Consider the following 25744-nt stretch of genomic DNA (forward strand, 5'->3'; position numbering starts at 1 on the left):
ATTCGGGTGCACCCGCCTTCCACACCAGCCCGCCAACGATCGCGGCGATCAGGAGCAGAACCCACTCCGTCCTCCCAGGGGTCACCCAACGGAGCAACCTTGTGCGAATCATGAGCACACCGAAGCACCTATCCGCTTTGGTCGCCTCGAACTATCAGGCGAGAACGAACTCGTGTTGTCGGGGGAACCTCAGGGACTGCCCTTCGGAACGGTCAGCGGTGGGCCTCGATGCCGAAACTGGGTGTGGTCAGTGTGTTCGGGTTTCCCAGGTCGGCTGCTGGGGGTCGTCGTTGTGCACGATGATGTCGGCGTGGTCGGTCGGGCGGGCGGTGGCGAGGTAGAGCTGTTGGGAGGGGATGTAGCGTTCGCGCCAGCGTCGCTCGACGTCGGCCTGGGATGACACCCGGCGTTCTCGGACCACGGCGCGATCCACGGTCCTCTCGAGGGCGGTCGACACGAAGATGCGCAGGTCCCATCGGTGGATCAGTTCCGGGCGCAGGAGGAAGACGCCGTCGAAGATCAGTACGACATCGGTGGGGGCGGTCCTGAGCGACGGGGACAGCGCGGTGTCGGTGGTGTGGTCGTAGACCGCGTGTTGGAAGCGTCGATCCCCACCCGGCCCGAGCGGGTCGAGCAGCATCCGGTTCAGCGCGTCGTGGTCGTGGGTGTGGAGGTAGCAGCCTTCGGCGGAGTACTCGCCGCGCGGGTAGCGCTGTGCCCGGGGGAAGAGGAAGTCGTCGATCGTCGCGCGGATGATGTCGCGGCCCTGCGCGCGCAGGAGGACGGCCAGTTCGTCGGCGAGGGTGGTCTTGCCGGCGGCGGGAGGTCCGTCGATGGCCACCCGCGTCGGGTGTGCGACGGTGACGGATCCGACCGCCGCGGCCAGGCGGGCGAGCATCTCGTCGCGGGTGCCTCGGTCCATGTCCTGCCCCGTTCTGGTCTCGCGAAGGCTAATGCTTCGAGCCGGCCCTTGTTCCCGGCCAGCCTTCCACGCCCGGCATGTCTCGAGTGAACGAGACTGCCCTGTGATGACCGTTTGGCATCGACGCTGTTGCATGCCCGACGGCAATCGACTTCTTTGTGCGAGGATCGACGCCGAGGCTCGACGTGGTGCACGAGATGAGGGCGGCCATATGCGTAGGTGGGGTGACGGTTCGGTGTGGGACTGCTCCCGGATGCGGTCCCTTGGCCGAGCGGCGAGATGCTCGGTCAGGGTCGGGCTTCGTTAGGTTCGGTGGCGCTTGTTGCGGTTAGCGGTTTCACGGGTTGGCGGCAGGTGATGTCGCCTGGCGTGGAACCGCCTCCCACACCTACATCCAGTGCGGCTATCAGGCGTCCGCCCTGCACGTGGTGAACTTCGACGGGGTCAACAGCACCATCGACACCCGACGCTCGGGGCAATGGGTCGTGCCGCCACTCACCGTCGGGTCGACGTGCTGCCCGACCGAAGCGGCAGTACGCGGCGCGGCCCCTCCCGCCGGCACATGGGACTGGTTGGCTCAGACCTTCGGCGGTCGGTGGTCGTCGGCCAGTTCGACGATCGCCGACCATGCCTGGCCCTCGCCGAACTCCCAACCTGCGACGACCCGGGCGGCGGCGGATCGGACCGGTTCGCTGCCGCACGGCCAGCGGGCTCCGCAGTACTCGCCGCCGTAGGCCCGGGCGGACTCGGCGTCGAGGAACAGCGCGCTCAGGTGGGAGCGCAGCTCAACGTCGGCAATCCCGTCCAGCGCCGCCCGCCACCGCGGGTCGACCTCGGCGTCCGGATCGGCGGGCTCCAGCCCGGCTCGGTTCATCGTGCAGGTGGCCGCCCGGAGCGCGTCGAGGAGGCTCCCGTCGGTGACCACCCGCACATGGATCGGCATGACCACGCCGTCCTCGGCGAGGTCCTCCGGCGCCACGCCGTGCCGGCTCAGCACCCGCGCCAGCTCGACACCGGGCACCACAGCCCGGCCGCCGGAGGGGCGGGCCGCAGCCAGCAGGTCGGCGGCGGGCCCGCCCGCCAGCGCCTCGATCTTTCCCGCGTCGTCGACCGGAAAGATCGAGCGGCCGAGGTCGAACGCCCACCGGTCCCAGCCGATGCCGCTCGTTCCGTTCCCGGCCACGATGCACGACTGCGGCTCGGCGAGCGCGGCGAGTCGGTCGAGGTCCGCGTCCTCGAAGAACTCGCTGGCGAGCATGTCGTCCCAGTGGTAGAACGCGTAGTGGGCCCTGCGCGAGTCGTCCGTCAGCGGCTCAGGCAGGAACCGCTGCAACTCCCGGATAAGCAGTTGTTCCCAGTCCGACACGCTCCGCCCCTCCACGCCGCCGACGATCATGGGCCATGATACGAGAGGGCCGTGTGCTGCACCGCTGATCTCGGGCACGGACCTCCTGCGGACCAGTAGTGCTTTGTTGGGTCGGCGCGTCGTTGGGACGCCGGAAGCGGTTCGGGTAGTTCGACGATGGCGTGACCCCTGATGGCCTTTCCGGTGCGGCAACGGCTTGAGGCGTTCGCCGCAGATGTGTTCCTTCGGCTCCGCCAGAGCCAAAGTTTGGCCGGCGTCGACACGACCAATCGACGATCTGCCGTGAATGGTGCTCCGGGAACCGCGCAGGGGTGGGCCGACAGCGTCGTGCCCACCCCTGGACATCACGGTCAACCCAACAGGAGCCGGTTCTCGGTGATGCCCTTCGGGTCGCCGAGCGTGGGCGGCGTCTGCCAGACCCGGCAGTTGGCGTCGTACGGGTCGTCGGCGACGCAGTACCGGCCGTCGACCACCACCACCGCCAGGGTGGTGGTCCGCCCGCCGGGCAGGGTCACCCGGGCCGCTGGTGCGCTGGTCGCCGGGCCGCAGGCCCCCGCCGCCAGGCTGCTGGGCAGCGCGCCCTGCCGCACCCAGCGGCCGTTGGCGTCGGTCGACCACACCGTGCCGGCCCGACCGCGCGGGTCGCAGTTCCACAGGTTCATGGCCGCCACGCCCTGCAACGTGGTCGGGTCGGCAGCCGCCTTCGCGGTCCACTGGCAGAAGAAGTACGGGTTGCCCGCCCAGCCAGGCGAGCGGGCCCCGAGCAGGAAGCAGTACTGGGTGCCGGGCTGCAACCCGGTGACCAGGTGACTCATCCGTCCGGTGCCCGGGGTGCCGGCCAGCACCACGTCGGGCACCCCGGACCGGACCAGCCGCCACTCGGCCTCGCCCATGGCGACGTCGTCCCAGCTCAGCATCATCGAGTTGTCCGAGACTCCGGTCACCCCCACCCGGGCCGGCTGGGGGTACGCCCCGGCCCAGGTGGTCGCGCAGACCGCCGGCGGGGTGTGCGAGCCGTACGCGTTGTACGCGGTGGCGAGGTAGCAGTAGGTGCGCCCCCAGTCCACGGTCAGGTCCATCTCCCAGTACCCGGCCGGGTTGCTCCAGGTGCTGTGCGGGGTGGGCCAGTCGGTCCACGGCCCGTTCGGTGTGGGGCCGCGCCACACGCTGACCTGGGTGGCGTCCCGGGTGCCCACCCGTACGTCGACCTCCATCCGGGGGGTCGGGTAGTCGGGGGCCCGTACCAGGAAGTGGTCGATCACCGGTGCGCCGCCCTGGGTGACCGTCCGGCAGGGCAGCGCGGTGTCCACCCCCACGCCGACGTTGAGCGCGGTGACGCAGACCGTGTGGTCGCCCCGGGCCGCCGGCACCAGCAGGTCGAAGCCGTGGTCGCCGCCGTAGGCGGGGTAGCTGGCGGCCACGTCGGTACGGGTCGTCGAGGCGACCAACGCGGTGTGCAGCCGGCCGTTCACCCGCACCGACACGGTCAGCGGCGAGGCGGTGTCCGGGTCGATGACCCAGCCGCGTACCCGCAGGCCGGACGGTCCGGGGGAGAGTTCGTCGAACGAGCCGAACGGGTCGAACCGGACGGCGAGCGCCCGACAGGCGGTCTCGCCGACCCCGGCTCCCTGGTTGACGACGGTGAGGCAGACGGTGTCCCCGTACCGGGCGGGGAGGGTCCGGATGAAGGCCGAGCCGGAGGCGACACTGAACCGGCCCACCTCCACACCGGAGATCTTGGCGATGACCTGGACCGACGTGGTGGCGTCCGGGTCACCGGCGCTCCCCTTGACCTGCACGCCGGTCGGTACCCGGCTGGCCGAGGTGAGGTTGACCCAGGCGTTGTCCTCGTCGACGTCCCCGCCGCACACCGGAGGTGGCTCGGGGACGTCACACACGGGCGCCGCCACGGCGGGCTCCGTGAACACGGCGACTGGCCCCAGGGCCAGCGCGAACGCGGCGAGGCCGCGCATCAGTTTGGGTGACACGCGGTGAGGGTGACAGGGGTACGCAAACCACGCCCGCACACCGGTTCGCCGGTCGCGGACGGCCCGCGGGGCCGGGCGGCCCCGCGCCGGAGCCGCTCGCGCGGTACCTGCCCGGGGCCGCTCGTGCAGCAGGCGCAGCGCGTCGACCCGGCCCCCGGCCGCAGCGGCGATCAGCTCTGTGTCGGAGCTGTCACCGTCGACCGGGAGCGGGTCCCGCCGTCGCCATCGGGGAAAGGTGGGCACGTCGCCAAGCGGCTGGACCGCGGAGCGCTGCGCGCGGGCTCGCAGTTCCGGTGGACCACCCCCGTACCCGAGACGCCGAACACTCCTGCCGCGACCCTGTCCATCACCTCCACCGTCCACCAGCTCAAGGACAACACGTGCATCCGCTGGTCCGGGCCGGCAGTCGGTGAGGGCCTCCGCATCGACACGGGCATCCACGTCTGGAACTTCACGCCCGTCAAGGGCGGCGTGCTGGTTCGCGACCGATGCCTGCCATTCGCATCGGCACCGGCACGGCAGCCCAGCGGCGACTGCGCTACCGGACCAGCAGCGGGAGCGCGGCGAAGGTGTGGTCCCGCCACAGCCGCCGTGAGGTTTCCTCCGGGTACGCGACGACCGCCGGCTGCTCGTCGAAGATCCGCGTGCTGCGACCGGCGTCGTACGACGGCCACCCGGGATCGCCGTTCGCGGCGAACGCCGTCCACGCCCCGCGAATCTGCCCGGACAGCTCCTGCGCCGCCGGGGCGGGCGGATCGCCGATCAGCATCGCGGGTTGCCCGCTGGTCAGGTTGCCGAAGACCAACGGCACGTCCAGGCCGTGACAGGCACCCAGGCTGCCGCCCAGGCCCGGCGCCGGCCAGGTCAGCTCGTAGAGGTAGGCCCGGCCGCCACCGGCGAGTTGCGCGTCGGCCAGGTGCAGGCTCGGCATCCGGAACAGCCAGTCCGCGTTGACCAGCTCGTACAGTTGCTCATCGGTCGCATCAGGGAACGCCTCCCGGTATCGGCAGGAGCCGTCCGTGCCCGGGGCCAACATCCGCAGCGCGGTCTCGGCCTGCTCCGGCGTGACCTGGCCGAGTACGCCGTCGAGCAGGCTGAACAGCCGGTGCTCGTCCCGGGTGTGTCCGACGAGCAGTTCGACGTCCCGCGCGGCGCCATCGGCAAGCGCCCGCCAGGGGGTCGCCGGCAGCACGTCACCATCGACGACCGGCGCGAACGGGATCGGCCGGTGGGTGATCCGCCCCCAACGCTCCCGCCACGCGACGATCCTGGCCGAGATCGCCTGGCCCACGGCCGGCAGCCGGGCCGGAGCCACCGTAGACAGGTCGGCCAGGGTTGGTCGTACCCCCAGCTCGGCGGCGCAGGCGGCGGCGATGTCGGCGGCCAGGTCGGGCGAGAAGAACGTACCCGGAATGCTCTGCGCGACCACGCGCCGGAACAGTCCGGCGGCGCGCGGCATGGCCAGCAGCGCGGCGACCGAGCCGCCGCCGGCCGACTGCCCGAAGACCGTCACCCGGTCCGGGTCGCCACCGAAGGCGCGGATGTTGTCCCGTACCCACTCCAGGGCCGCGACCTGGTCGAGCAGCCCCCGGTTGGCCGGGGCCCCGTCGATCTCCCCGAAACCCTCGAAACCGAGGCGGTAGTTGAGCGTCACCACCACGGTTCCGCTGCGGGCGAGATGCCCGCCATCGTATTCCGGAAGGCCGGAACAGCCGACGAGGTAACCACCACCGGGGATCCACACCATGACCGGCAACCGCGCCGCCGGGTCCGGGGCCGGCGTCCAGACGTTGAGCGTCAGCCAGTCGTCGCCGACGCTCTGCGGGGACATCCCGAACGCGCCGGGCTGCGGGGGCGGCGGACCGTAGGCGACCGCCGGACGCACGCCCTCCCAGCCGCGCCCCGGCTGCGGCGCGGCGAACCGGAGGCCGCCAACCGGAGGCTCGGCGTACGGGATGCCGCGAAACACCGCCAGGCCCGCCTCCCGGCTGCCACGCAGGACACCGACCATGGTTCGCGCTTCCGGCTCGGACTCCGACTGCATGCTGGCGCCTCCCCGATCCCGGTCGGCCGCAGCATCCCAGCGCCCGCCGACCACCGGCAAACCATTTAGGTCTTTCGTAGACCGGACGCATCGACTATTATCGATGTTTGTGGAGCAATTGGTGCGAGTCATGTTTTTCGACACTGCAACCGCGTGACCCAGCGCGTACTCCCACCCTCAGCAATCGTCAGTGGACGACTCGACATTCCCAGACGGTGGCCTTGCACTCGATCAGGCGGACAAACCTCCGCGCATCTTCGCACGGCTCGAACCCGCCCGACCCGGGTTCGTCATCCGTCCGCGCCACCGCAGCCGAAGGCGCGGCATCGAGACCAGTCGGAGCAGAGAAAGGTGTTGGGATGATGATGCAACCCGTTCCACCGACCGTTCGGCGGCTGCCACGTGCCTTGGTGGCGGCCGGCCTCCTGGCAGCGCTTCTGGGTGCCGTCTCGGCCCCTGCCGCAGCGAGTCCGGGCCCCGCCGCACGTAGCACGCCGGCCGTTGGTGACTGCCCCTTCATCAACACGCTCTGCCTGTTCGAGGGCACCAACTTCACCGGGGAGCGGCTCACCCTGAGCTCCCTGGTATCGCCCGGTACGTGCGTAAGTCTGGTGGACGCCGGTTGGGGAGACCGTGCGCGTTCCGCGATCAACACCAACAGTCGGAGTGCTGCGATGTTCATGAACGACGACTGCGCCGGGGGGGCCTTCGAGGTCCCTGGCAACAGCTCCCTGCCGGACTTCGGAGGGTTCACGCCCGAGAGTGCCTGGGTGCCTCGGTAAGGCCACCGCCGGGTGGCACGCGACCGCGTGTCACCCGGTTCCTCCGGTTCGGGAGTGTGTCGACACTCCGGCTCTGTCGCAATCCGGCTGGTCAGGTCTCGCCGACCGGGCCGGCAGGTGTCCGACGTCCGGGTGGGCATCCGTGATGACCGGTCGGTGTCCGGCCGGCGGTGCTCCGGTGTCCGGGAACCAGCCGGACAGCCCGGGCTCTGCGCAGCCTGGTCGAGACAGGCGTGACTGCGGGGGGATCCCCGTTCGACCAGAGGAGAGCCATGCTGGGAAAGAGATGGGCGGTAGTAGCCCTAGCCGCCGTTGCCGTCGCCACCGTAGCCCCTCCGGCCGGGCCAGCGGCTGCCGCCACGGCTACCGACCGACCCGCCAGCGCCGGACCGGCCCAGTCCGGTCACCGGCCCGTGAGCACGACGGCACCGGTGGATGGCACGGCCGTCGGCGTGACTCCCGCCGTCGGGATCGAGGCGATCCTCGGCCCCGACACCCGGGTGCCGGTCGGTCCGACCACCACGTTTCCCGCCAGCGCCGTCGTTCGGCTGGTCTTCGCCGGCGGCCAGTGCACCGGCTTCATGATCAGCGAACGTACCGTGGCGACCGCCGCCCACTGCCTGCACTCCGGCGGCTCCAGCGGCACCTGGCGTACCAACGTCGTCGCGTACCCCGGGCACGACGGCACGACGGCACCCTTCGGCGGGTGCGCGGCACTCCGGCTCTTCGTCCCTTCGAACTGGACGGGCGCGAACAATGCCCCTGGCGGTGGCGACCCGGCCTTCGACTACGGAGCGGCGCAGCTCAACTGCGCGATCGGCACCAGGACCGGCTGGCTCAACCTCGGCTATCCGACCCAACCGGTGACCGGATCCTGCACCAGGACCCAGGGATATCCGACCGACCGGCCCGGACAATGGGCGAGCGACGACGCCGTCCGGGCCGAGGACGCTGCCGCTCTCTACGTTCGGCATCCCCTCGTCAGCGGGCTGGACGGCAGCCCCGTCTACTACACGCCCGACCCGGAAGACTGGTGCCCGGTGCGGCCACCGCTGGTGGTCCCGTGTCCGTGCCCGCCGCCGCCCTGCGTGTGCCCGACTCCGATGGTGCTGGGGATCCTCTCCCGTGGACCCTTCGGCAGCGGGCCCAGCGCCACCAACAACATCGCCGTCCGGATGACGCTACCGATCATCAACAACTTCATGCAGTGGCGTTGACCCCTCCGACCTGCGCTATCGGGGCGCGCGGTGAGATTCCGTCGCCCGCCCCGACAGCGTTTCGGCCCGCTGGTCACGAAACCGGGCGGGCTCCGCGTGCAGCCGGTCCCGGAGCTGATCGGCGTCCGGGTGGCCGAGCAGCTCCAGGATCTTCAGCGCTCGCCGCCAGGCCCGCCGAGCGGGGCCCGGCGCACCTGCGGCACGGTGGCTGTCGCCGAGATGGGTCAGCGTCGTCGCCTCGTAGTAGCGCTCGGCCGCTTCCCGCCACAGCGCGAGCGCGTTGCGGTAGCAGCGGATCGCCTCCGCCTGCTGCTCCAGCCGGTGGTGCGCGTAGCCGAGGCTGTCCCAGGTGTGCGCCTGCCAGTACCGGTTGCCGACCTGCCGTTGCAGCACCAGCGCCTGCGTGCAGTAGTCGATCGCCTGTCGGTGGTTGCCGAGCTGGCTGTGGTACCAGCCGATGTTGTTCAGCGCGTTCGCCCTCCCGTTGGGGTTCTCCGCCGCTGTGAACAGGTCGAGGGCCTGCTGCGCGTGCTGGAGCGCCTGCTCGTACCGGCCCAGCCGCTCGGCCAGGATGCCGAGGTTGAGATGAGCCCGAGCGCTGCCGATCGCATCGCCGAGGCCGGCGTAGAGCCGCAGTGACCGGCGCAGGTGCACCCGGGCCTGGTGGTGGTCCCCCAGCCGCAGGCAGGCTACGGCCCGGTTCCGGTGGGCGCGGGCCTGCCCGTCCCGGTCGGCCACCCTCGACGCGGCGAGCAACGCCCACTCCTGGACCACGAGCTGCTCCTGCCAGGCCCCGAGCCGATCGAGGTACGTGTTGACGACCCAGGCGAGCTGCCAGGCGGGTGTGTCGAACCTGGCGTCCGTGGCGAGGCCGATGACGGTCAGGAGGACTCGGTGCTCGCTGGTGAACCAGCGCCACGCCGCCGCCCGGTCGATGAGCGCGGTGATCGCGGTGCCCGGCCGGGCCGGGGTGGGGCTGATCGGGTCCCGCTGGTCGTAGAGGAGCAGGTCTGCGGCGTACCCGGTGTGCAGGTAGGAGTCGATGAGCCGGCCGAGCGCCTGCCGTCGGGCCTGCTCCGGCTCGTGTTCGGCGACCAGCTCGGCCGCGTAGGCGCGCAGCAGATCGTGCAGGACGTACCGCTGTGGGAGATGCTCGGAGAGCAGGTTAGCGCGGACGAGCGCCGCCAGGGTCCGACCCGCCTCCGCCACCGGTGCGCCGACCAGGCTCGCGAGCGCCGGAACCGAGACATCCGGCCCGGGGTGCAGTCCGAGCAGCCGGAACGCCCGCGCCGAGGTCGCGTCCAGATTGCGGTACGACCAGGAGAAGACCGTCCGGACGTCGGTGGCCGCATCTCCGTGGCTGAACCGGTCGAGGCCGTCCGACCCGGTCAGCTCGTCCGCGAGCCGACCGAGGCCGAGAGCCGGCTGGACGGCGGCACGCCCTGCCACGATGGCCAGCGCGAGCGGCAGCCCCGCCGCCGCGTCGACGATCCGGTTCGTCGCCTCCGGCTCGTTCTCCAGCCGATCCGCGCCGAGTCGCCTGGACAACAACTCGTGCGACTCCCGCCGCGGCAGCGGGTCGAGGAGGAGCGGAACCGCCCCCTCGATGGTCACCAGCCCCGCCAGGTGCCCACGGCTGGTGACCACCACCAGACATTCCGGCGATCCGGGCAGCAGGGGGCGGACCTGGTCGACGTCACCAGCGTTGTCGAGCAGCACCAGCACCCGCCTGCCGGTCAGCACGCTGCGGTACAGCCCGGAGCGGGCATCCTGTCCCGCCGGGACGCGCTGCGCCGGCACTCCGAGAGCTTCGAGGAACTCGCGGAGCACCTCCGCCGGGCTCGCCGCCGGCCCGGTCGCGTCGAACCCACGGAGGTTGACGTAGAGCTGTCCGTCGGGAAAACGGTCGGCAACCTGGTGCGCCCAGCCGACCGCCAGGCTCGTCTTGCCGACCCCGGCCGTACCGCTGATCAGGCAGATCGTCGTGGTGCCCGGGGCGCGGTGCCGGTGCGCCAGCAGGGCGTCCAGTGCGGTGAGCGCCGCCCTGCGACCCACGAAATGGGGTACGGCCGCCGGCAGTTGCCGGGGCGTCACACTGTCGAGGGCACCCGCCCCTTGCCCGGTCGGTGACGATCCGGGAACCGGCGGCTCGGGTTGGCTGGCCGGCGCGGCACTGCCGGTGCGGCGGCCGATCTGGGCGTGGGCGGCGGCCCGCAGCCGATCCTCGGTATGGGCGGCGTCGGCGATCCGCAGCAGCCGCCAGTGTCTCGCATCCCAGTGCCTCATCTCGGTCAGGTCGGCGGGGAGGCGGACACCGGCCCGGTCGGCGTGCGCCACACACGCCTTGACGAAGGCGACGACGAAAGGCCAGTCAGGCAACGACTTGGCGTTCAGCTTGTCGCTGATCGTCGAGCGGGCCAGTGGCTGCCCCTGCGCTGTCGAGATGGCGACCAGGGTGTTCAACGACGGGGCCCCGGAAAGCTGCCGGAGGCGTCGGAGTTCGTCGGCGAACCAGGCCGACGCCTGCTGCGCATTTCCGCCCACTTCGCTCACCCGTCCGAGCCCTCCACGCCGGACGAGTCTATCAATGCATAGAAGTTATCCGATGTTGTATTGACGTCGGGAGTTGGCGTCCGTCCACACCGCCGTGTCGCATGCTCAGCCCGTCGACCCCCTCGCGGTCGGCGAGCCGGACCGCCTCGACCACCACCCGCTGCTTGCTGAGCCCCGCGTCTGACGCGTCGCATCGCCGGTGACCACGGCAGCCAGCGGGTAAGGGAGCATCTTCAGACGCCGCATCACGCATGACTCCCTTCCGCGCCCTGGTCGCCTTTCGCCCGGCCCGGCGGCGACGATCGTGGCCCGGGTCGCGCCCTGTTCGCACAATCGGCGGCGGGAGTCAGGGCCGGCAGGCGAGTGGGACAGAGCCGCGACGTCGATCGGTCTCACCGGACGGGTTCGGAAGGCGAAGCGTGAACACGGCTCCCGCCCCGGCGGTGCCGGAGACCTCTGCGGTGCCGCCGTGTGATTCGGCGATCTTACGGACGATGGCGAGCCCCAGACCGCTGCCGCCCATTTGCCGGTTGCGGGATTTCTCGGCCCGCCAGAACCGTTCGAAGACCAGGCCACGCTGTTCCTCCGGAATCCCCGGCCCGGTATCGGCCACGACGATCTCGGCGTGCACACCCCCAGTCCGCGAGGAGATGGTGACCCTGCCGTTGGCGGGCGTGTGCCGGATCGCGTTGGTGATCAGGTTGCCGATGGCCTGCCGGAGCCGGATCGGATCGGCGCTGAGAGTGCCGGGTGTGGCATCGACGACCAGCGCGACCCCGGCGGACTCGGCGGCGGGGGCGAAGGCGTCCGCCACCTCCTGCAGGAGTTCGGGCACCTCGACCTGTCGCCGGTGCAGCTTCAGCTCGCCCGCGTCGGCTGCGGCGAGGTCCTGGAGGTCCTCGATGACGTGCTGGAGCAGCAGCGCCTCGTCCAGCAGCGAGCTGACCAGGCCCACGTCCAGTTCGACCACTCCGTCCTCGGCCGCCTCCAACCAGCCACGGATGTTCGTCACCGGCGTACGCATCTCGTGCGCGATGTCGCCGACCATGTCGCGGCGCAACTGCTCGACTCGGCACCGCTGCTCGGCCATCTCGTTGAACGCGTTGCCGAGTCGGGCGATCTCATCGCGCCCGGAGACCCGGACCCGTGCCGCGGTGTCGCCGTTGCGCATCCGCCCGGCCGCAGCGGTCAACGCGTGTAGCGGCCGGACCAGGCGTACCCCCACCAGGACCGTGACACCGACCGCGACGAGCAGCACCAGCCCGGCGACCCCGAAGATCCGCAACCGGTTGGCCGGGGTGAGGTCGAAGGCGCCGACCGGCGTCGGGGTGCCCGGCTCGGTGACGAACAGCAGCACGGGCGGCGCGACGTAGTCGGCCATCTGGGTGCGCCGTGCCTCGGAGACGCAGCCGTTGACGTCGTCGCGCTGTTCGGCGGTGATCGGGTCGGCCCTGGTCGGGGTCCACTGTCCGTCGAGGTCGGCTCGCACCGCTGGCATCCGCTGGCGGCCCAGGCATGTGTTGACCAGGTCGTCGAGCTGACCCAGCGCTCTCCGCTCGGTGGGGGTCGGCTCAGCCAACGCGTCGAACGCCTTCGCACACCGGATGTCGCCGGTGACGGCGGTGCCTCGGGACTCGATGCGGGGCCGACCGCCGGGAGCGACGACGATCTCCGCGTCGGTGTACGCCGGAAGTAGCCCTTCCGCCGCGATCATCGGGACTGCGGTGGCGACATCTACCGGGCCGCGCAGACAGTCCCGCGCTCTTTCCGCCATCTTGCGCAGCGCGGTGCGTTCGGCGTTCGGTAGCTGGTACGGGCCGGTCGCCCGCGCGTCGATGCCGCCGCGTCCCGCCGTTGCGGCCAGGCTGGTGTCGACGTCGAGCGGGTCGACGGTGGCGGAGGCCCGCTGCGGCAGTGCTCCCTCGCCGGACGCGGCGATCGGGGCTCGGTTGCGGTCGGTCAGGACGACTCGTCGCTCGGTGGTCGCCGCGAGGGACCGCACCAGTGGCAGCACGTCCGTCCAGTCCCGATGGGTCGCGGCGTGCCCGAGCAGGGCGTCGTAGATTCTCGCGTCGTCGGCGAGTGCCCGGCCGCGCTCCTGCTGGAGCGCCCTGGTCGTGTCGCGTACGGCGAGCCAGGCGGTCGCCGAGATCGAGAGTACGGAGATCACCACGCTGAGGCCGAGCAGCCGGACCAGGAGGCTGCCGCGCCTGTGCCGCTCAGCCATCGGCGAGCTTGTATCCGATGCCGTACACGGTGAGCAGCCGTACCGGGCGGCGGGGGTTCGCCTCGATCTTGCGGCGCAGGTTCATCACGTGCACGTCGACCGTGCGGCAGGTGATGTACGAATCGAGCCCGTGCAGCCGGCGGAGCAGCAGATCGCGGCTGAACACCCGCCCCGGCTCCGCCGCGAACGCGCTCAACAGGGCGAACTCCCCCGGGGTGCACACCACCGGGGCGCCCGCGACGGTGACCTCGTGGCGTACCGGATCAAGCAGGAGGTCGCCCACCCGCAGTGACGGCGCGACGGGCCGCGCAGCCGTGGACCGGGTCCGGCGGAGCAGGGTGCGGACCCGCGCCGCCAGTTCCCGCGGGCTGTAGGGCTTCGTCAGATAGTCGTCGGCGCCCAGGTCCAGGCCCAGCAGCAGATCGTCCTCGGTGCTGCGGGCGGTGACCATCAGCACCGGCACCTCCGAGTCCCGACGCAGGATGCGGCACACGTCGAGTCCGTCGACGCGCGGCATCATGACGTCCAGCACCAGCAGATCCGGCGGGCAGTGGCGGATCTCGTCCAGGGCGGCCCGGCCGTCGTGGACCACCGACACCCGGTGGCCCTCGTGCTCCAGGTATCGCCGGAGCAACTCGGCCTGCTTGGGGTCGTCCTCGGCGACGAGCACGTGCGCGTTCACGGCGGCGAGTCTATGAGGCGTCAGGGCATCGAAACAGGTCGAAAACGGGACCACTACCGGATCACAACAGGTCTCTGACAAGTGGCCGCCAGGATCTCCCTGCCGGTGGCACCGCCGCGGTCCTGTCACGGGGAAGGCAGGTCGTCCGGGTCGTCCGACTCGCTCCAACGGAGACCCTGTCCCTGCGAAGGAGAAGAAGTTGTCACTGTTGAAAGGCCTGGCCGCGGTGGTCCTGGTCGCAGCCGGTCTGGTGCCCACGTCGCCCGCCCAGGCGAAGGGCCGCACCTATCCGGTCCGGTCGCTCGACTACACCCTCGGCGACAGCGCTTTCACGGTCGCCGGTTTCCATACCGACGGCCCGGACTCGCCGACCCTGGCACCGATCGAGCTGACCGGCAACGTGCATTACCCGGCCACCGGCAGCGGGCCGTTTCCGCTGGTGGTGCTCTCGCACGGCTACTGGGGCACGTGCGCCGACCGCGCCGCCGACGCCGAGGCGGCTCGGATCGAGAAGGAGTCGCCGGACGACTACTACGACGATCCGCGCTGGTTGGAGGCCATCCACCGGCTCTGGCAGTGGCCCTGTGCGCCCGGTGTCGCGGCGCTGCCCAGCTATCGCGGCTACGACTACCTCGCGCAACAGCTCGCCGCCCAGGGCATGATCGTCATCTCGATCAGCGCGAACGGAATCAATGCCGGCCAGATCGGCACCGAGGCCGACAACGCCCGCTCGAAACTCATCAACAAGCACCTCGCGCTCTGGACCGAACTGGCCCGCACCGGCCGTGGCGCCCTGGCCGGCCACTTCAGTGGCCCGGAGCCGGACTTCAGGGGCAAGATCGATTTTTCCCGTACGGGAACACTCGGGCACTCACGTGGCGGCCGTGCGGTGGCCTGGCACGCCGCGGACGTCCACCGCGCCGATCTTCCGGCAGGCGTACGACTGGCCGGCGTCCTCGCCCTCGCCGCCGCTGGCTCGGGCAACGCCACCAACCCGGGCTCCCCGGACGCCAAGCTCTACCGGGTGACCTCGGCGCCGCTCGCGGTCTGGGTGGGCGGCTGCGACAGCGAGCAGGGTCTCGACTACGCGAGATTGGCAACCGGTCACACCCGAAAGCCGATCTACACCTGGCACGTGCGCGGCGCCAACCACAACTTCCTCAACACCCAGTGGTCTCCCGAGAGTGGGCAGGTCGGAGCAATCGACGACCAGGGATTCGGCCCGGAGCCCGGCTGGTGCGGCACCCCGACGTTCCCGGACTGGGACCCGGACAGCGGCACGCCGGAGCCGCCGATCGAGTGGTCGCACGTGACCCGCAAACTGACCGAGACCGAACAACGCCAGGTCAGCGCCGGTTACGTCACCGCGTTCTTCCGCTCGGTGCTGCTCGGCGATCAGCAGGCCGAGGCGGTCATCAGCGGCTGCGTCGACCCGTACGCCTCCTTCACGGTGGTCGACGCAGAGAAGATCGATCCCCAGCTTCGCCGGGGATCGAGGTAGCGGCCGGTGTGGGCCGCGCCCCGAAGCGGGGTGCGGCCCACGGCGGCCGACCGGACGTTCCCGTCAGGAGACCGCGCAGCTGACGCCGTTGAGGGTGAATGACCCGGGCTTGGCGGTGTTGCCGGTGTGGGTGGCCTGGAAGCCGATGTCGGTGGATCCGCCTGCTGCCAGCGTGCCGTTGTACGAGACGTTGCGTGCGGAGATCTGACCGCTGGAGCCCGTGAAGGTGGCGTTCCAGCCGCCGGTCACGGTCTGCCCGCTGGGCAGGGTGAACGCCAGGGTCCAACCGTCGATCGTCGTCGTGCCGCGATTGGTGATGTGGATGCTGGCGGTGAATCCGTCGTTCCAGGAGTTCATCGTGTAGCCCACCTCGCAGGCACCGGACTGGCCCGGCGGTGGGGTGGTCGGCGGAGGCGTGGTGGGCGGCGGGGTAGTGGGCGGTGGGGTGGTCGGCGGCGGGGTGGTGGGCGGCGCGGTGGAGAAGGTGATGTTCGAGACGTAGGCGTTGATGTTCCAGGTCGCGTCCGAGTCGGTCTGGCTGGTGACCGGCTTGCCCTGGACGGTGAAGTTGCTGAAGTGCACGCCGCTGATGTTGACGGTCGACGACTTTCCGTGCAGGTTGACGACCTTCTTCACGTCGGAGGAAACGTTCGTGAAGTAGGCGTTCCGGATGGTCGAGGTGTTCTTCACCGTCCGCCAGGACGGCGGGCGATCCTCCTGGAGGTCGATCAGGCTGTCGGTCTGTTCGACTCTGACGTCCTCCCACCGGGTGTTCGAGACGACGGCGGTGTCGACTGCGTCGATCACCATTGAACGCCCGGCCTTCACCACGTCGATGTCGCGGAAGACGATCCCGTCCATGGAGCTGCCTTCGGTCTTGGTGCCGATCTTCGCGCAGGCGGAGTTGCTGTAGCAGACGATGTGCTCGTGGATGACGTTCTTGGTGTTGATCGTGCCGCTGTTGGCGAACTCGTTCTTGGTCGCCATGTTGTCGTCGCCCGTGTAGAGGAACGCGTTCGACAGCAGGCTGTTGGTCGACTCGTCGAAGTCCACGCCGTCGGTGTTGTTGTACCCCGTCGTGGGCCGGCAGTTGATCAGTTTGTAGTTCTTGATGGTGACCCTGTCGCTGCGGTAGATGAGCGTGTTCCAGTAGCTGGAGTCGCGGACGGTGACACCGTCGACCAGGATGTCGGAACTCTCCTCGATCTTCAGCAGGGCCAGGTTGATGCCCTGGGCCCGCAGGTACTTCCCGTTGCCGTCGATGACACCGCGACCCAGCAGCTTGGCGTTTCTCACCTGGTACATCCGGAGGGAGGCGTGCTGCATGCCCTCGATGTTCACCCCACCGCTGCCGGTGTTGAAGTCCGCCTTCTGGTTCGAGCCGTAGAGGACCGCACCGGTTGCCAGGTAGAGGGTCATGTTGCTCTTCATCCACAGCTCACCGACCTGGTACCGGCCCGGCGGCACGTACAGGATGTTGCGGGTCGCCCCGGACGCGGCGTCGATGGCGCTCTGGATCTTGGCCGTGACGAGCGTCGCCCCGGTGTTGTCGACGCCGTAGTCGGCGAGGTTCTTGACGTTGGCGTCTCCCAACTGGGGCGCGTTCGTCTCGGGCGCGTCGATCAGGATGAACAGCAGCTCCTTGGAGTCGAACTGGACGATCAGGTAGTTCGGGCCGCTGTTGAAGGTGATGGTGTTGCCGCTGCGGGCGACGGCGAGTTTCCGGCTCTTGGGGCTGACGGTGTAGGAGCTGAAGCCCTCGGCGACAGTGACCGAGAACTGGGCCGTGCCCGCTCCCGCCATGGAGCAGTGCGCATAGTGCACCTGCATCTCAGGCGCGTACTTGGTCATCTTCTCGACGAACAGCGGCGCGGCGTCCGCCGTGACGGTGTAGAGCGGACTCTTCGTCGCGCCGCGCAGGGCGGGATCCGCGACGCAGCCGCCGGCGGCCAAGCCGGGCGAGCTGTTCCCGGCCGCTGTGGTCGCACCGTAGACCGGGGCCACCAGGGCACCGGTCCCGACGCCACCGATGGCGAGGAGAGCGATCGTTGCCCAGATCGCGAAGCGTCTGTTCTTCATAGGGACCTTTCTCGGGATTGACGGAGCGTGCCGTACGGCCGCACAGCCGATTGCTTGTCACGACGGCGGAACAGCCCAGCCCGGGGTGCCGGTCACCGGGGTGCCGCTTCTCGTGGTGGTGAAGAGCTCCGGCCACAGCAGGAAACCGGCGGGTCGTTCGTGCCGCCGCGAAGCTCTTCCACTCCGGTTGCCCGGCCGATCCGGTCGCCGAGAACCGTCACGCTGCCAGTTGCGGCGGAGTCGCCCGGCCAACGCCCGGCGACGGCGACGGCGGTGGGCCGGAGGCGACCTTTCCGTATCGCTCTGTTCATCGCTCGGTTTTCCTTGCCAGGGAGATCGGGAGCGGAGGAGCGGCTTCATCTAGAAACTTTCTACGCCGACGCTACGCCCTGACGTCGATGTTCGTCAATGAACGGGTCGCTGCGGGCTGGAAACTATCGGAGCAGAGCCGGGAAAGTTTCCGTCCCGCCGGTGGCGAGGCCTGTCGTGGCTCCGTAGGGGTCGAGCAGTGCTTGGCCCGGATCGCAGCCACCCCCTTCGGGCGGGGCCCGGGCGGTGTGCCCAGGCAGCGATCCTGCGGCTCCGCACCGTGTTCGCGTTGGCGGTGACGCGCTGTGTGCGTCGTGCTCGGTGGCGGTCCATCCCGTGGCCCGACGCTGGGCGGGAGGTGGCACGCGGGTGGTCCTCGACCGGACGTGCCGGCCGCAACCTTGCCCCATTCATGCATGTGCATCTATTCTTTGGCGGCCATCGACTGCCAACGAAGGCAATCGAAATATCGTCGAATCGCTTCGACAACCCAGCGTGACGGTTGGTTCGAAGACGGGAGATGCTTGTGAAACCCACACTCAGGAAGGTGCAGTTCGCCCTACTGTCCGGCGTACTGGCGCTGGCCGGAACCACAGCCGTGCTGCCCAGTGCCGCGTCGGCCGACAGCATGGCCCAGCTGAACGCGACCCAGCTCGTCGCGAACATGGGGGCGGGCTGGAATCTGGGGAACGCCCTGGAGGCCAACGTCAACGGGATCCCCAGCGAGACGGCATGGGGCAACCCGGTAGTGACGCAGGCATTCATCGACCGGGTGAAGGCGGCGGGATTCAAGACGATCCGCATCCCGGTCTCCTATCTGGGAAACATCGGGTCCGCCCCGAACTACACGATCAACGCCGCCTGGCTGAATCGGATCCAGGAAATCGTCGACTACGCCTACGGTCGCGGTCTGTACGTGCTGATCAACATGCACGGCGACGGTTACAAGACCGTCACCGGCTCCTGGTTGATCTGCGACTCGTCGAACCAGACGACGATCAGGGACAAGTACCAGAAGGTCTGGCAGCAGGTCGCGACCAGGTTCCAGAGCTACAGCGAACGCCTCATCCTCGAATCCATGAACGAGGAGTTCGACGGCCAGTACGGCAATCCCACCCAGCCGTGCTACTCGAACATCAACGCCTACAACCAGATCTTCGTGGACACGGTCCGGCGGACCGGCGGGAACAACACCTCGCGCTGGCTGCTCGTTCCCGGCTGGAACACCAACATCGACTACACGGTGGGCAACTACGGATTCGTGCTGCCGACCGACCAGTACCGGTCGTCGTCCATCCCGGCCAACGAGCAGCGACTCATGATCTCCGTGCACTACTACGACCCCTGGGACTTCGCCGGTGAGGAGAACGGCACCATCACGCAGTGGGGGCCGGCCGCCACCAACCCGGCACGGAAGTCGACCTGGGGACAGCAGGACTTCATGGACGGGCAACTGAAGAAGGTGCGGGACACCTTCGTCTCGCGTGGCTACCCGGTGTTCGTCGGTGAGTACGGTTCGGTCGACAAGACCTCGGCCGACTCGACGAACAACAGGTACCGCGCGGACTACGCGCGCACCCTGGTGTCCACCGCCAAGAAGTACGGGGCGGCCACCGCCTACTGGGACAACGGCTACAACGGGGCGTACGGGTTCGGGCTGTTCAACCGCAGCAGCGCCACGGTCACCCAGCAGGGCATCATCGACGCCATCATGAGCGCCGTCGGCAGCACCACCCCGACCACGCCGCCGACCACCGCCCCGCCGACCACCCCGCCCCCGACCACCCCGCCCCCGACGACGACGCCGCCGTCGGGCGGGCGGTCCTGTTCGGCGTCGTACACCCTGACCGGTGAGTGGCAGGGCGGCTTCCAGGCCGAGGTGCGGGTGACCGCGGGCAGCTCGGCGATCAGCGGTTGGACGGTGACCTGGACGTTCGCGAACGGGCAGCAGGTGTCGCAGGCGTGGAGCGCGACGCTGACCACCAGCGGCTCGACGGTCACCGCCCGCAACGTCAGCTACAACGGTTCGCTCAGTGCCGGCGGCAGCACGACCTTCGGCTTCCTGGGGTCGTCGAGCGGCACCAACGGCGTACCGTCGTTGTCCTGCGCGGCGAGCTGAGCAGGCCGTGAGCCGCGGGCCGGGCGTCACGGACGCCCGGCCCGCGCGGTCAGGGCGCTGAGGCCCGGAGCGGCCGCTCGCGGGCCCCTGTCGCCCACGCCGTCGACCTGCTCGGCGCGGCGGCCGTGCGGGTCAGAGCGCCGGGGAGAGGTACAGGAGGCGGTTGGGCGAGCCGGCCCCCGGGTTGATCACGACCGGGCTGGCGACGCCGAACAGGTAGCTGGCCACCTGGGCCGGTGTCCAGGTCGGGTTGTTGCTGAGCACCCGGGCGGCAACGCCGGCAACGAGCGGCGCGGCGTGCGAGGTGCCGCTGATCGTCTGGGTCGCGGTGGTCGAGCTCCACCAGGCCGACGTGATGCGGTCGCCGGGAGCGAAGATGTCCAGGCAGGGGCCGAAGTTCGACCAGCTTGCCCGGTTGTCGTTCATCAGCGTCGCGCCCACGGTCAGCGCGGTCGGCACCGACGCGGGTGAGACGGTGCAGGCGCTCACGTTCGAGTTGCCGGCGGGGACCGTCACCGTGATGCCGTCGGCGACCGCGTTCGTCACGGCGGCGTCGAGCGCGACGGTGGGGCTGGTCAACACGCCGACGTTCGCCACGGCCGGCTGCCCGGCGGGGTGGTTGGCGATCATCCAGTTGATCCCGTTGATCAACATCGACAGCGTGCTCGGCAGGGCGCAGTCGAACACCTTGACCGCGACCAGCACGACGTTCTTGGCCGCCCCGAAGGTCGTCCCGCCGACGGTGCCGGCGGCGTGGGTGCCGTGCCCGCTGCAGTCGTTCGCCGGCAGCGTGCCGTCGACGGCGTCGTAGCCGTATACCGCCTGGCCGCCGAAGTCGGCATGGCTGATCTGGATCCCGCTGTCCACGATGTACGCCCGGACGCCGGTCCCGACGCTGGTGAAGTTGTAGGTGCCGCTGAGCCCCAGCGATGCGTCGATCCGGTCGAGGTTCCACGGCGCGTTCGTCTGGGTGGTGGCCAAGCTGGTCAGCCGGTCCTGCTCCACGGCCGCCACCGCCGGGTCGGCGGCCAACCGGCGGGCCACCTGCTCCGAGGTCCGCACGGAGAAGCCGTTCAGCGCGTCGCGCCAGACCTGGTCCGGGCGGAAGCCGTACCGGTCGGCGAGGCGGGCCGCGCCGACGTGTCGATCGTCGACCGAGCCCCCACTTTCCTTGAGGGTGACCACGTAGCTGCCGGGCACGCGGGCGGCGTCGCCGGCGCCGAGGATCCCGCCGGCCGTCCCGGACGGCGCTTCGGCGGTGGGTGCCGCGGTGGCCGGTCCGGCAGTCATGGTGAGGAGCACGGCCGCGGTGGCGAGCGTGGCCGTGACGGCGGTTCCGGCTCGACGCCCGCGGGCGAAGATCGCGTGGCGGTGGATTCCCATCTCCCAGCCTCCCTTGTTCCGGCCATTCCGGCGGCCGCGCGACGTGCCGATCGAATGGTCCGAAAGATTTTGGGGGAGCGTACAACGGATATTCGATCTGACTCCACGGATGAATTCGCCGATCCAATCGAGATGAGTCTTTTTCAGCGTGGGGTGAGAAGAGTTCTTGCCTGATGTATCAGGGTTGTCCCGGACCTCGACTGCGGCTGTTGCCGGCGCGAGGCCGCGGGTGCCTCGCCAGGGATGTCGCCCATGGCCCCCGTCGCAGTCGTGACCGGGTGGCGACGAGCTGCTTGCCGCCCGTGCGGCTGGCTCTGCCCGGCAGGGCTCCGGCGTCACTCAACCAAATTGATGGCGATCGGCGTTGTTCTAGGTACGAGCCCCACACGAGGAAGAGGGCCCGATGCCAGCCCAGGATCGTTACAGCGGCTTCCGGGAGAGTTGCGGTCCTGGTTGCGTCGTCGCCGGTATCCCCAAGTACCCGTGGGGCCGTCCCTTCGATCGATGGTCGCCGCGCCGCAGGCGTGTAGCGTACGGTGTCGAAGCGGTGACCTCGGTTCATGCGGCGTCGGGAGGAACACCATGATCTCGGAAACTGTGGAATGCGCCTACTGCGGGCAGCCCAAGTCGGATCGAGTGCGCAAGTGCCCGCATTGCGGCAACGGCTGACAGGCCGTTACCGCACCTGCATCTGCATGACCTGCCCCTCGGGGTCGGTGCGAACCGCGAACGGACGCTGATCGGCAGTTCCCTCTGCGGACCACGACCTGTCCACCAGTTGCACGACCTGCAGGATCTCGATCGTCCGATATCCGACCGAGGTGAGGTGGGCCGTTATCGCCGAGGCGATGCTGGCAGCGCTCGCCGGGGGTTGCTTCACCAGAATTCCGCGTGCGCGCAGCTCAAGCGCCACGGCCTTCAGCACGTCGTAGGTGAAGTTCCCGGCCACACCAGCCAGAACGGCGTCGCGGAGGAAGTCGGCGACGCCGAGAGTGTGGGCCGCGTCCGACAGTTCGTCTCCGGCAACCCCGTCCAGCACCAGGGAGGAACCGTCGTCCAGCGGAACGATCAGTTGCGTCATGCGGACATGCTGGCAGACCCGCGCACCGTGATCGTAGGAGGACCGTGTGGAGGGTTACCCCGGATCTGGACGCGTGTGGTGGCTCGGTTTCTGGCAGACCGCCAAGCACGCCCACTGGTGGCTCAGCGCGGACGTGCGCCCGTCCGGCAGCGCCGATCCCCTGGCCGTGGGTTCGATCGACCTCGACCGGCTGACCGAGCCCTTGGCCACCCTGGCGGCTTCGCTTCCGGACCTCGTCGCAACGGAACGGGCGACGCTTGCCGACCTCGATCGCCGCATCAGGGACGCGGTTCCCCGGGACGACGACGCATCGATGGCGTCCGCCATCGCGAGCCGTATCGAACTCTCCCGGGAAAAGGTCGCCCTCTTCAACGCCGCCGCCCGACGCGCCTGGACCGGTGCGATGGTCGATCCGGCCGGCAACCTCGCGTTGTGCCGCGAGCTGGGCGGCATCCTGCTGCCACAGGAGCTGCGAGATCGGCTCAGGACGTCGCACGCGGACGACACGACGCTCGTCGTAGCTCCTGGTCCCGGCCTGTCGAGCGTGCCGTGGGAGCTTCTCGTCATCGACGACGACCACGACGTCCGGCTCGTCGAGCGCGCCAGCGTCCTCGGTGGAGTCAGCCCGGCCCTGCTGGTCAACCTGGCCAGGCCGGCACTGCCCTGGGCCGGTGGCGGCCGGGCCGTGCGGGTCGTCGATCCCACGGCGGCCGGGAGCCGAGCCGGGGGCGGACGCATCTACCCCGACGGGGTGCCCGAGGCGTGGCGCAGCCGCAGTGGCGACGACGACGCGCTGCTCGGCGCGGGTGCGACCATGGGCTGCTCGCCCACGGAACTGGCCGCGACCCTCCAAGCGGAGGAGTGGGCCCGCCTGGTGTTCGTCGGCCACGCCTCCGCCACGGACCCGGCGATGCCGACCTCGGCGGGCCTGGAGCTGGCCGTCGACGTGGAGATTGGGGACTCGCGGCTCACCGCCGGGCAGTGGCTCAGGGAACCGGCGCGGTGGCCCGCCCCTCGCCGGGTGGGCTTCGTCGCCTGCCAGTCCGACGACGCCGGGTACGCCGAGCAGATCGGCCTCACCCTCGCGGCGTTGAACGCGGGCGCGCGTACCGTGATCGCCACCCGGTGGAGCCTGCCGAGCGACGGTTCGGAGCGCCTGGTGGCCGGCGGGGCGCCGATCGGCTCGGCCACGACCGCGCTCGCGCTGGCCGTCGACGCGGCACTGGGAGCGACCGATCCCGTCGGGGCCGTCGGCGCGTGGCAACGTGACCGGCTCGACTGCTGGCGCTCCGCGAGCAGCGACGCCGCCCGCCGCCTGCACGCACCGTTGGTGTGGTCGGCCCTGGTGACCTACGACGTTCCTGACGCCGCGGTCAGCACGATCCCAGGACTCGACCAGCCCGTCGTGCGGCGGCCGGTGCCCGAGGCACCACGTCGCGACGTCCCCCGGGAGCCACCGGCCGGCGATCCCGCCGAGGTGGCGAAGAGCAGCCTGGCGGCCGGTGTGGCGGCGTTCGGCCGCGCCGACTGGCAGGAGGCGCGCGAGCACTATCTTGTCGCCCTCGCCGCCTTCACCGCCTGCGGCGACCCGAAGGGCGTCGCCGACGCCACGACCAACGTCGGGAACACCGCCTACTTCCTGGGAGACCTGGAGGAGGCCGCCGACCGGTACCGGACGGCACTGCCTCTGTACCGGGACCTCGGCCTCGATCGGCAGACGGCCGTCGTCGGGCAGAACCTGGGCAACGTCTCGTTCCAGCGCGGTGAGCTCGACGTAGCCGCAGAGCAGTACCGGGCGGCCGCCGAAGCCCTGCTCAGGGGTGGCTTCCGCCGCCACGCGGCGGACACGCTGGTGAACCTGGGTGCCGTCCTGATCGAACTCGGCCGCCCGCACCTCGCCCTCGAACACCTGGACCAGGCAGGTGCCCTGTACCGGGAGACGTGCGACGAGAGCGAACTGGGTGGCAAGCTCGCCGAACTCGACCAGAACACCGGGTTGGCGCTGGCCGGGGTCAAGTCCTTCGAGCGTGCCCGCGCCCACCTGCTCTCCGCCCTGCGGCACTGGCAGGCCGGCGAACCGTCGGCGGAGCGGGCCGCCCGCGCCAACCACAACCTGGGTCTCGTCGCGTTCCGCGCGGGCGACCTGCCGGAGGCGCAGCTCAGGTACGGCCTCGCGCTGGAGCACTTCCACACGGTGGGCAACGAGCACGAGGCGGCCGACGCCAGACTCGGCCTGGGGACCGTCGCCCGGCACCGGGGCGACGTGAGCGGAGCCCGGTCGAACTTTCGGCAGGCACAGGAGCACTACCGCAGGACGGGGCAGTGGCTGGCCTACGCCCAGGCCGCGTTCAACGAGGGGCTGACCCATCCGGGTGACAGCGGCCAGAGGTTCGATCTGCTGGCCGGCGCGTGGGCGGCGATGCAGTCGATGTCGTGGCGGCTCGCGCACGTCAGCGAGCGGGCGGCTTGGCGCGCCGCCCTCGACCACGCCAACGACGAGGTCCTGGAGTCCGCTCGCCTCAGTGGCCGCGACCGCCAGTTCGCCGAGTTGCTCGAGTCGCTGCGAATAGCCGGCACGCTGCGCCGCGTCGGGCCGACCCCACTGTCTCCGGCGCTTCCGGCAGAGGCCGACCGGGACGCCCCGTTCGTGGAGCCGCTGCCGTCGATGACCCTCTCCGCCGGACCGGTCATGCCCTGGGCGCCGTCGTCGGCCGCCGACGAGGCTCCCTGCGACGCGCCGCCGTGGATCGACTGCGGCTGGCCCCCCACCCTGGCCGACGCCGTCGCGCGCGCCGAGGAGATCATCGCCGTCGCCGGGTCGGCGACGCTGCCCCTACGCAGGGGGGCGGTGTCGCTGGTTGCGCTGCTGAACCGCCACCCGCAACAGGAATGACCCACGACCGAGACAGCACGGGTACGCAATCCGACCAGACCACGGAGGTGGCTCACCCCATGTTCCCACTCGAGCTGGCGCACCAGGCCAAAGGCACGCCCGTGGAGACCCTGTACAGGATCGTCGAGGCGGTGGGCCTCGTGATCACCGTGCAGGGCTCCGGCGATCTCGCCCGGATCGTCGGCGACGTGGTGGCGGTGGCCCCCCGCCTCGCCGAGGACCACGAGGTCAGAGCCGATGGCCTGATCATGAGCCGCGTGGGTCTCTACCGCGTCTTCTGGGGCGCCCTCAAATGGCCCGGCGGAAGCCTGGCCATCCTGGCCCCGCTTTCCCTGCACGACAGGCAGGACGTCAGCGAGTGGACCCGGCACTTCGTCAGAGAGGTGCTCGATCCGATCCAGACCCTGTCGCGGCAGGGCTATTCCGTCGGCGGAGGCGGCAAGGGAATGGTGACCGAGGGGGACTTCTGCCGCGCGTTCCAGCAGGCGTACGTCTAGCACTCCGTCCTGGCCGAGGCCCGCCGCCCGGCTCGGCGGTCGACCGACGGGGGCCCGCACCCCCCGCAGCCCTGCCGCCGCAGGTGGGTGGGCCGTGAACC

16 protein-coding genes are annotated in these 25744 nt (G+C 70.3%); 6 read left to right on the forward strand and 10 right to left on the reverse strand.

Annotated features, from left to right (window positions below; genetic code table 11):
• Nucleotides 1-247: 247 nt before the first annotated feature.
• The 4 genes from LPU61_RS20725 to LPU61_RS20740 all read right to left on the reverse strand — a co-directional run bounded on the left by LPU61_RS20725 (nucleotide 248) and on the right by LPU61_RS20740 (nucleotide 6320).
• A complete protein-coding gene (locus LPU61_RS20725; RefSeq protein WP_229405780.1) occupies nucleotides 248-922 on the reverse strand; it encodes a cytidylate kinase family protein in 675 nt (224 codons plus the stop codon).
• A gap of 577 nt (nucleotides 923-1499) precedes the next feature.
• The gene (locus LPU61_RS20730) at nucleotides 1500-2318 is read right to left on the reverse strand and encodes a hypothetical protein (protein WP_229405781.1); all 819 of its coding nucleotides are present in this window, start codon (nucleotides 2316-2318) and stop codon (nucleotides 1500-1502) included.
• 320 nt (nucleotides 2319-2638) lie between these two features.
• A complete protein-coding gene (locus tag LPU61_RS20735; protein WP_229405782.1) occupies nucleotides 2639-4276 on the reverse strand; it encodes a fibronectin type III domain-containing protein in 1638 nt (545 codons plus the stop codon).
• A 538-nt stretch (nucleotides 4277-4814) separates the two neighbouring features.
• Nucleotides 4815-6320, reverse strand: a complete 1506-nt coding sequence (locus LPU61_RS20740) for a carboxylesterase/lipase family protein (RefSeq protein ID WP_229405783.1) — start codon at nucleotides 6318-6320, stop codon at nucleotides 4815-4817.
• Nucleotides 6321-6685: 365 nt separating this feature from the next.
• On the opposite strand from LPU61_RS20740, the gene LPU61_RS31875 reads away from it, so the two are divergent.
• Nucleotides 6686-7102: a peptidase inhibitor family I36 protein gene (locus LPU61_RS31875; RefSeq protein ID WP_374199703.1), complete on the forward strand. Its 417-nt coding sequence runs from the start codon at nucleotides 6686-6688 to the stop codon at nucleotides 7100-7102.
• A 452-nt stretch (nucleotides 7103-7554) separates the two neighbouring features.
• Nucleotides 7555-8319 (forward strand): serine protease, encoded by a 765-nt coding sequence (locus LPU61_RS20745; RefSeq protein ID WP_229405784.1) that lies wholly within the window; start codon nucleotides 7555-7557, stop codon nucleotides 8317-8319.
• Nucleotides 8320-8334: 15 nt separating this feature from the next.
• Here LPU61_RS20745 and LPU61_RS31625 read toward each other — a convergent pair whose 3' ends face one another.
• The 3 genes from LPU61_RS31625 to LPU61_RS20765 form a co-directional block, all read right to left on the reverse strand.
• Nucleotides 8335-10872, reverse strand: a complete 2538-nt coding sequence (locus LPU61_RS31625; RefSeq protein ID WP_305071959.1) for a tetratricopeptide repeat protein — start codon at nucleotides 10870-10872, stop codon at nucleotides 8335-8337.
• Nucleotides 10873-11218: 346 nt separating this feature from the next.
• The gene (locus tag LPU61_RS20760; RefSeq protein ID WP_229405785.1) at nucleotides 11219-13099 is read right to left on the reverse strand and encodes a cell wall metabolism sensor histidine kinase WalK; all 1881 of its coding nucleotides are present in this window, start codon (nucleotides 13097-13099) and stop codon (nucleotides 11219-11221) included.
• On the reverse strand, nucleotides 13092-13781 hold the full coding sequence (locus LPU61_RS20765) for a response regulator transcription factor (RefSeq protein WP_043960801.1): 690 nt from the start codon (nucleotides 13779-13781) through the stop codon (nucleotides 13092-13094). Before LPU61_RS20765 ends, LPU61_RS20760 begins: the two co-directional genes overlap by 8 nt.
• Nucleotides 13782-13989: 208 nt before the next feature.
• Here LPU61_RS20765 and LPU61_RS20770 point away from each other — a divergent pair, with 208 nt between their 5' ends.
• A complete protein-coding gene (locus LPU61_RS20770) occupies nucleotides 13990-15282 on the forward strand; it encodes a hypothetical protein (RefSeq protein ID WP_229405786.1) in 1293 nt (430 codons plus the stop codon).
• Between the two features lie 63 nt (nucleotides 15283-15345).
• Here the strand turns inward: LPU61_RS20770 and LPU61_RS31765 are convergent, their stop codons facing one another.
• A complete protein-coding gene (locus LPU61_RS31765; protein WP_308102577.1) occupies nucleotides 15346-17361 on the reverse strand; it encodes a cellulose binding domain-containing protein in 2016 nt (671 codons plus the stop codon).
• Between the two features lie 856 nt (nucleotides 17362-18217).
• Here LPU61_RS31765 and LPU61_RS20785 point away from each other — a divergent pair.
• Entirely contained in the window at nucleotides 18218-19789 is a 1572-nt protein-coding gene (locus tag LPU61_RS20785) for a cellulase family glycosylhydrolase (protein WP_229405787.1), read from the forward strand.
• A gap of 132 nt (nucleotides 19790-19921) precedes the next feature.
• Here the strand turns inward: LPU61_RS20785 and LPU61_RS20790 are convergent, their stop codons facing one another.
• Nucleotides 19922-21172 carry a S8 family peptidase gene (locus LPU61_RS20790; RefSeq protein ID WP_043960799.1) on the reverse strand — a complete coding sequence of 417 codons (1251 nt, stop codon included), beginning with the start codon at nucleotides 21170-21172 and terminating at the stop codon, nucleotides 19922-19924.
• A 676-nt stretch (nucleotides 21173-21848) separates the two neighbouring features.
• The gene (locus tag LPU61_RS20795) at nucleotides 21849-22253 is read right to left on the reverse strand and encodes a hypothetical protein (RefSeq protein WP_043960798.1); all 405 of its coding nucleotides are present in this window, start codon (nucleotides 22251-22253) and stop codon (nucleotides 21849-21851) included.
• A 73-nt stretch (nucleotides 22254-22326) separates the two neighbouring features.
• On the opposite strand from LPU61_RS20795, the gene LPU61_RS20800 reads away from it, so the two are divergent.
• On the forward strand, nucleotides 22327-25146 hold the full coding sequence (locus LPU61_RS20800; protein WP_043960797.1) for a tetratricopeptide repeat protein: 2820 nt from the start codon (nucleotides 22327-22329) through the stop codon (nucleotides 25144-25146).
• Nucleotides 25147-25205: 59 nt separating this feature from the next.
• Nucleotides 25206-25643, forward strand: a complete 438-nt coding sequence (locus LPU61_RS20805) for a hypothetical protein (RefSeq protein ID WP_043963559.1) — start codon at nucleotides 25206-25208, stop codon at nucleotides 25641-25643.
• The last annotated feature ends 101 nt before the right edge of the window (nucleotides 25644-25744 follow it).

This window comes from Micromonospora sp. NBRC 110038 (assembly GCF_020884815.1).
GTDB lineage: Bacteria > Actinomycetota > Actinomycetes > Mycobacteriales > Micromonosporaceae > Micromonospora > Micromonospora haikouensis.

Coding starts and splice junctions, on each gene's coding strand:
- LPU61_RS20795 (WP_043960798.1), bottom strand. CDS start 22,253: ATGACGCAACTGATCGTTCCGCTGGACGACGGTTCCTCCCTGGTGCTG.
- LPU61_RS20760 (WP_229405785.1), bottom strand. CDS start 13,099: ATGGCTGAGCGGCACAGGCGCGGCAGCCTCCTGGTCCGGCTGCTCGGC.
- LPU61_RS31875 (WP_374199703.1), top strand. CDS start 6,686: ATGCAACCCGTTCCACCGACCGTTCGGCGGCTGCCACGTGCCTTGGTG.
- LPU61_RS20730 (WP_229405781.1), bottom strand. CDS start 2,318: ATGATCGTCGGCGGCGTGGAGGGGCGGAGCGTGTCGGACTGGGAACAA.
- LPU61_RS31765 (WP_308102577.1), bottom strand. CDS start 17,361: ATGAAGAACAGACGCTTCGCGATCTGGGCAACGATCGCTCTCCTCGCC.
- LPU61_RS20805 (WP_043963559.1), top strand. CDS start 25,206: ATGTTCCCACTCGAGCTGGCGCACCAGGCCAAAGGCACGCCCGTGGAG.
- LPU61_RS20740 (WP_229405783.1), bottom strand. CDS start 6,320: ATGCAGTCGGAGTCCGAGCCGGAAGCGCGAACCATGGTCGGTGTCCTG.
- LPU61_RS20790 (WP_043960799.1), bottom strand. CDS start 21,172: ATGGGAATCCACCGCCACGCGATCTTCGCCCGCGGGCGTCGAGCCGGA.
- LPU61_RS20725 (WP_229405780.1), bottom strand. CDS start 922: ATGGACCGAGGCACCCGCGACGAGATGCTCGCCCGCCTGGCCGCGGCG.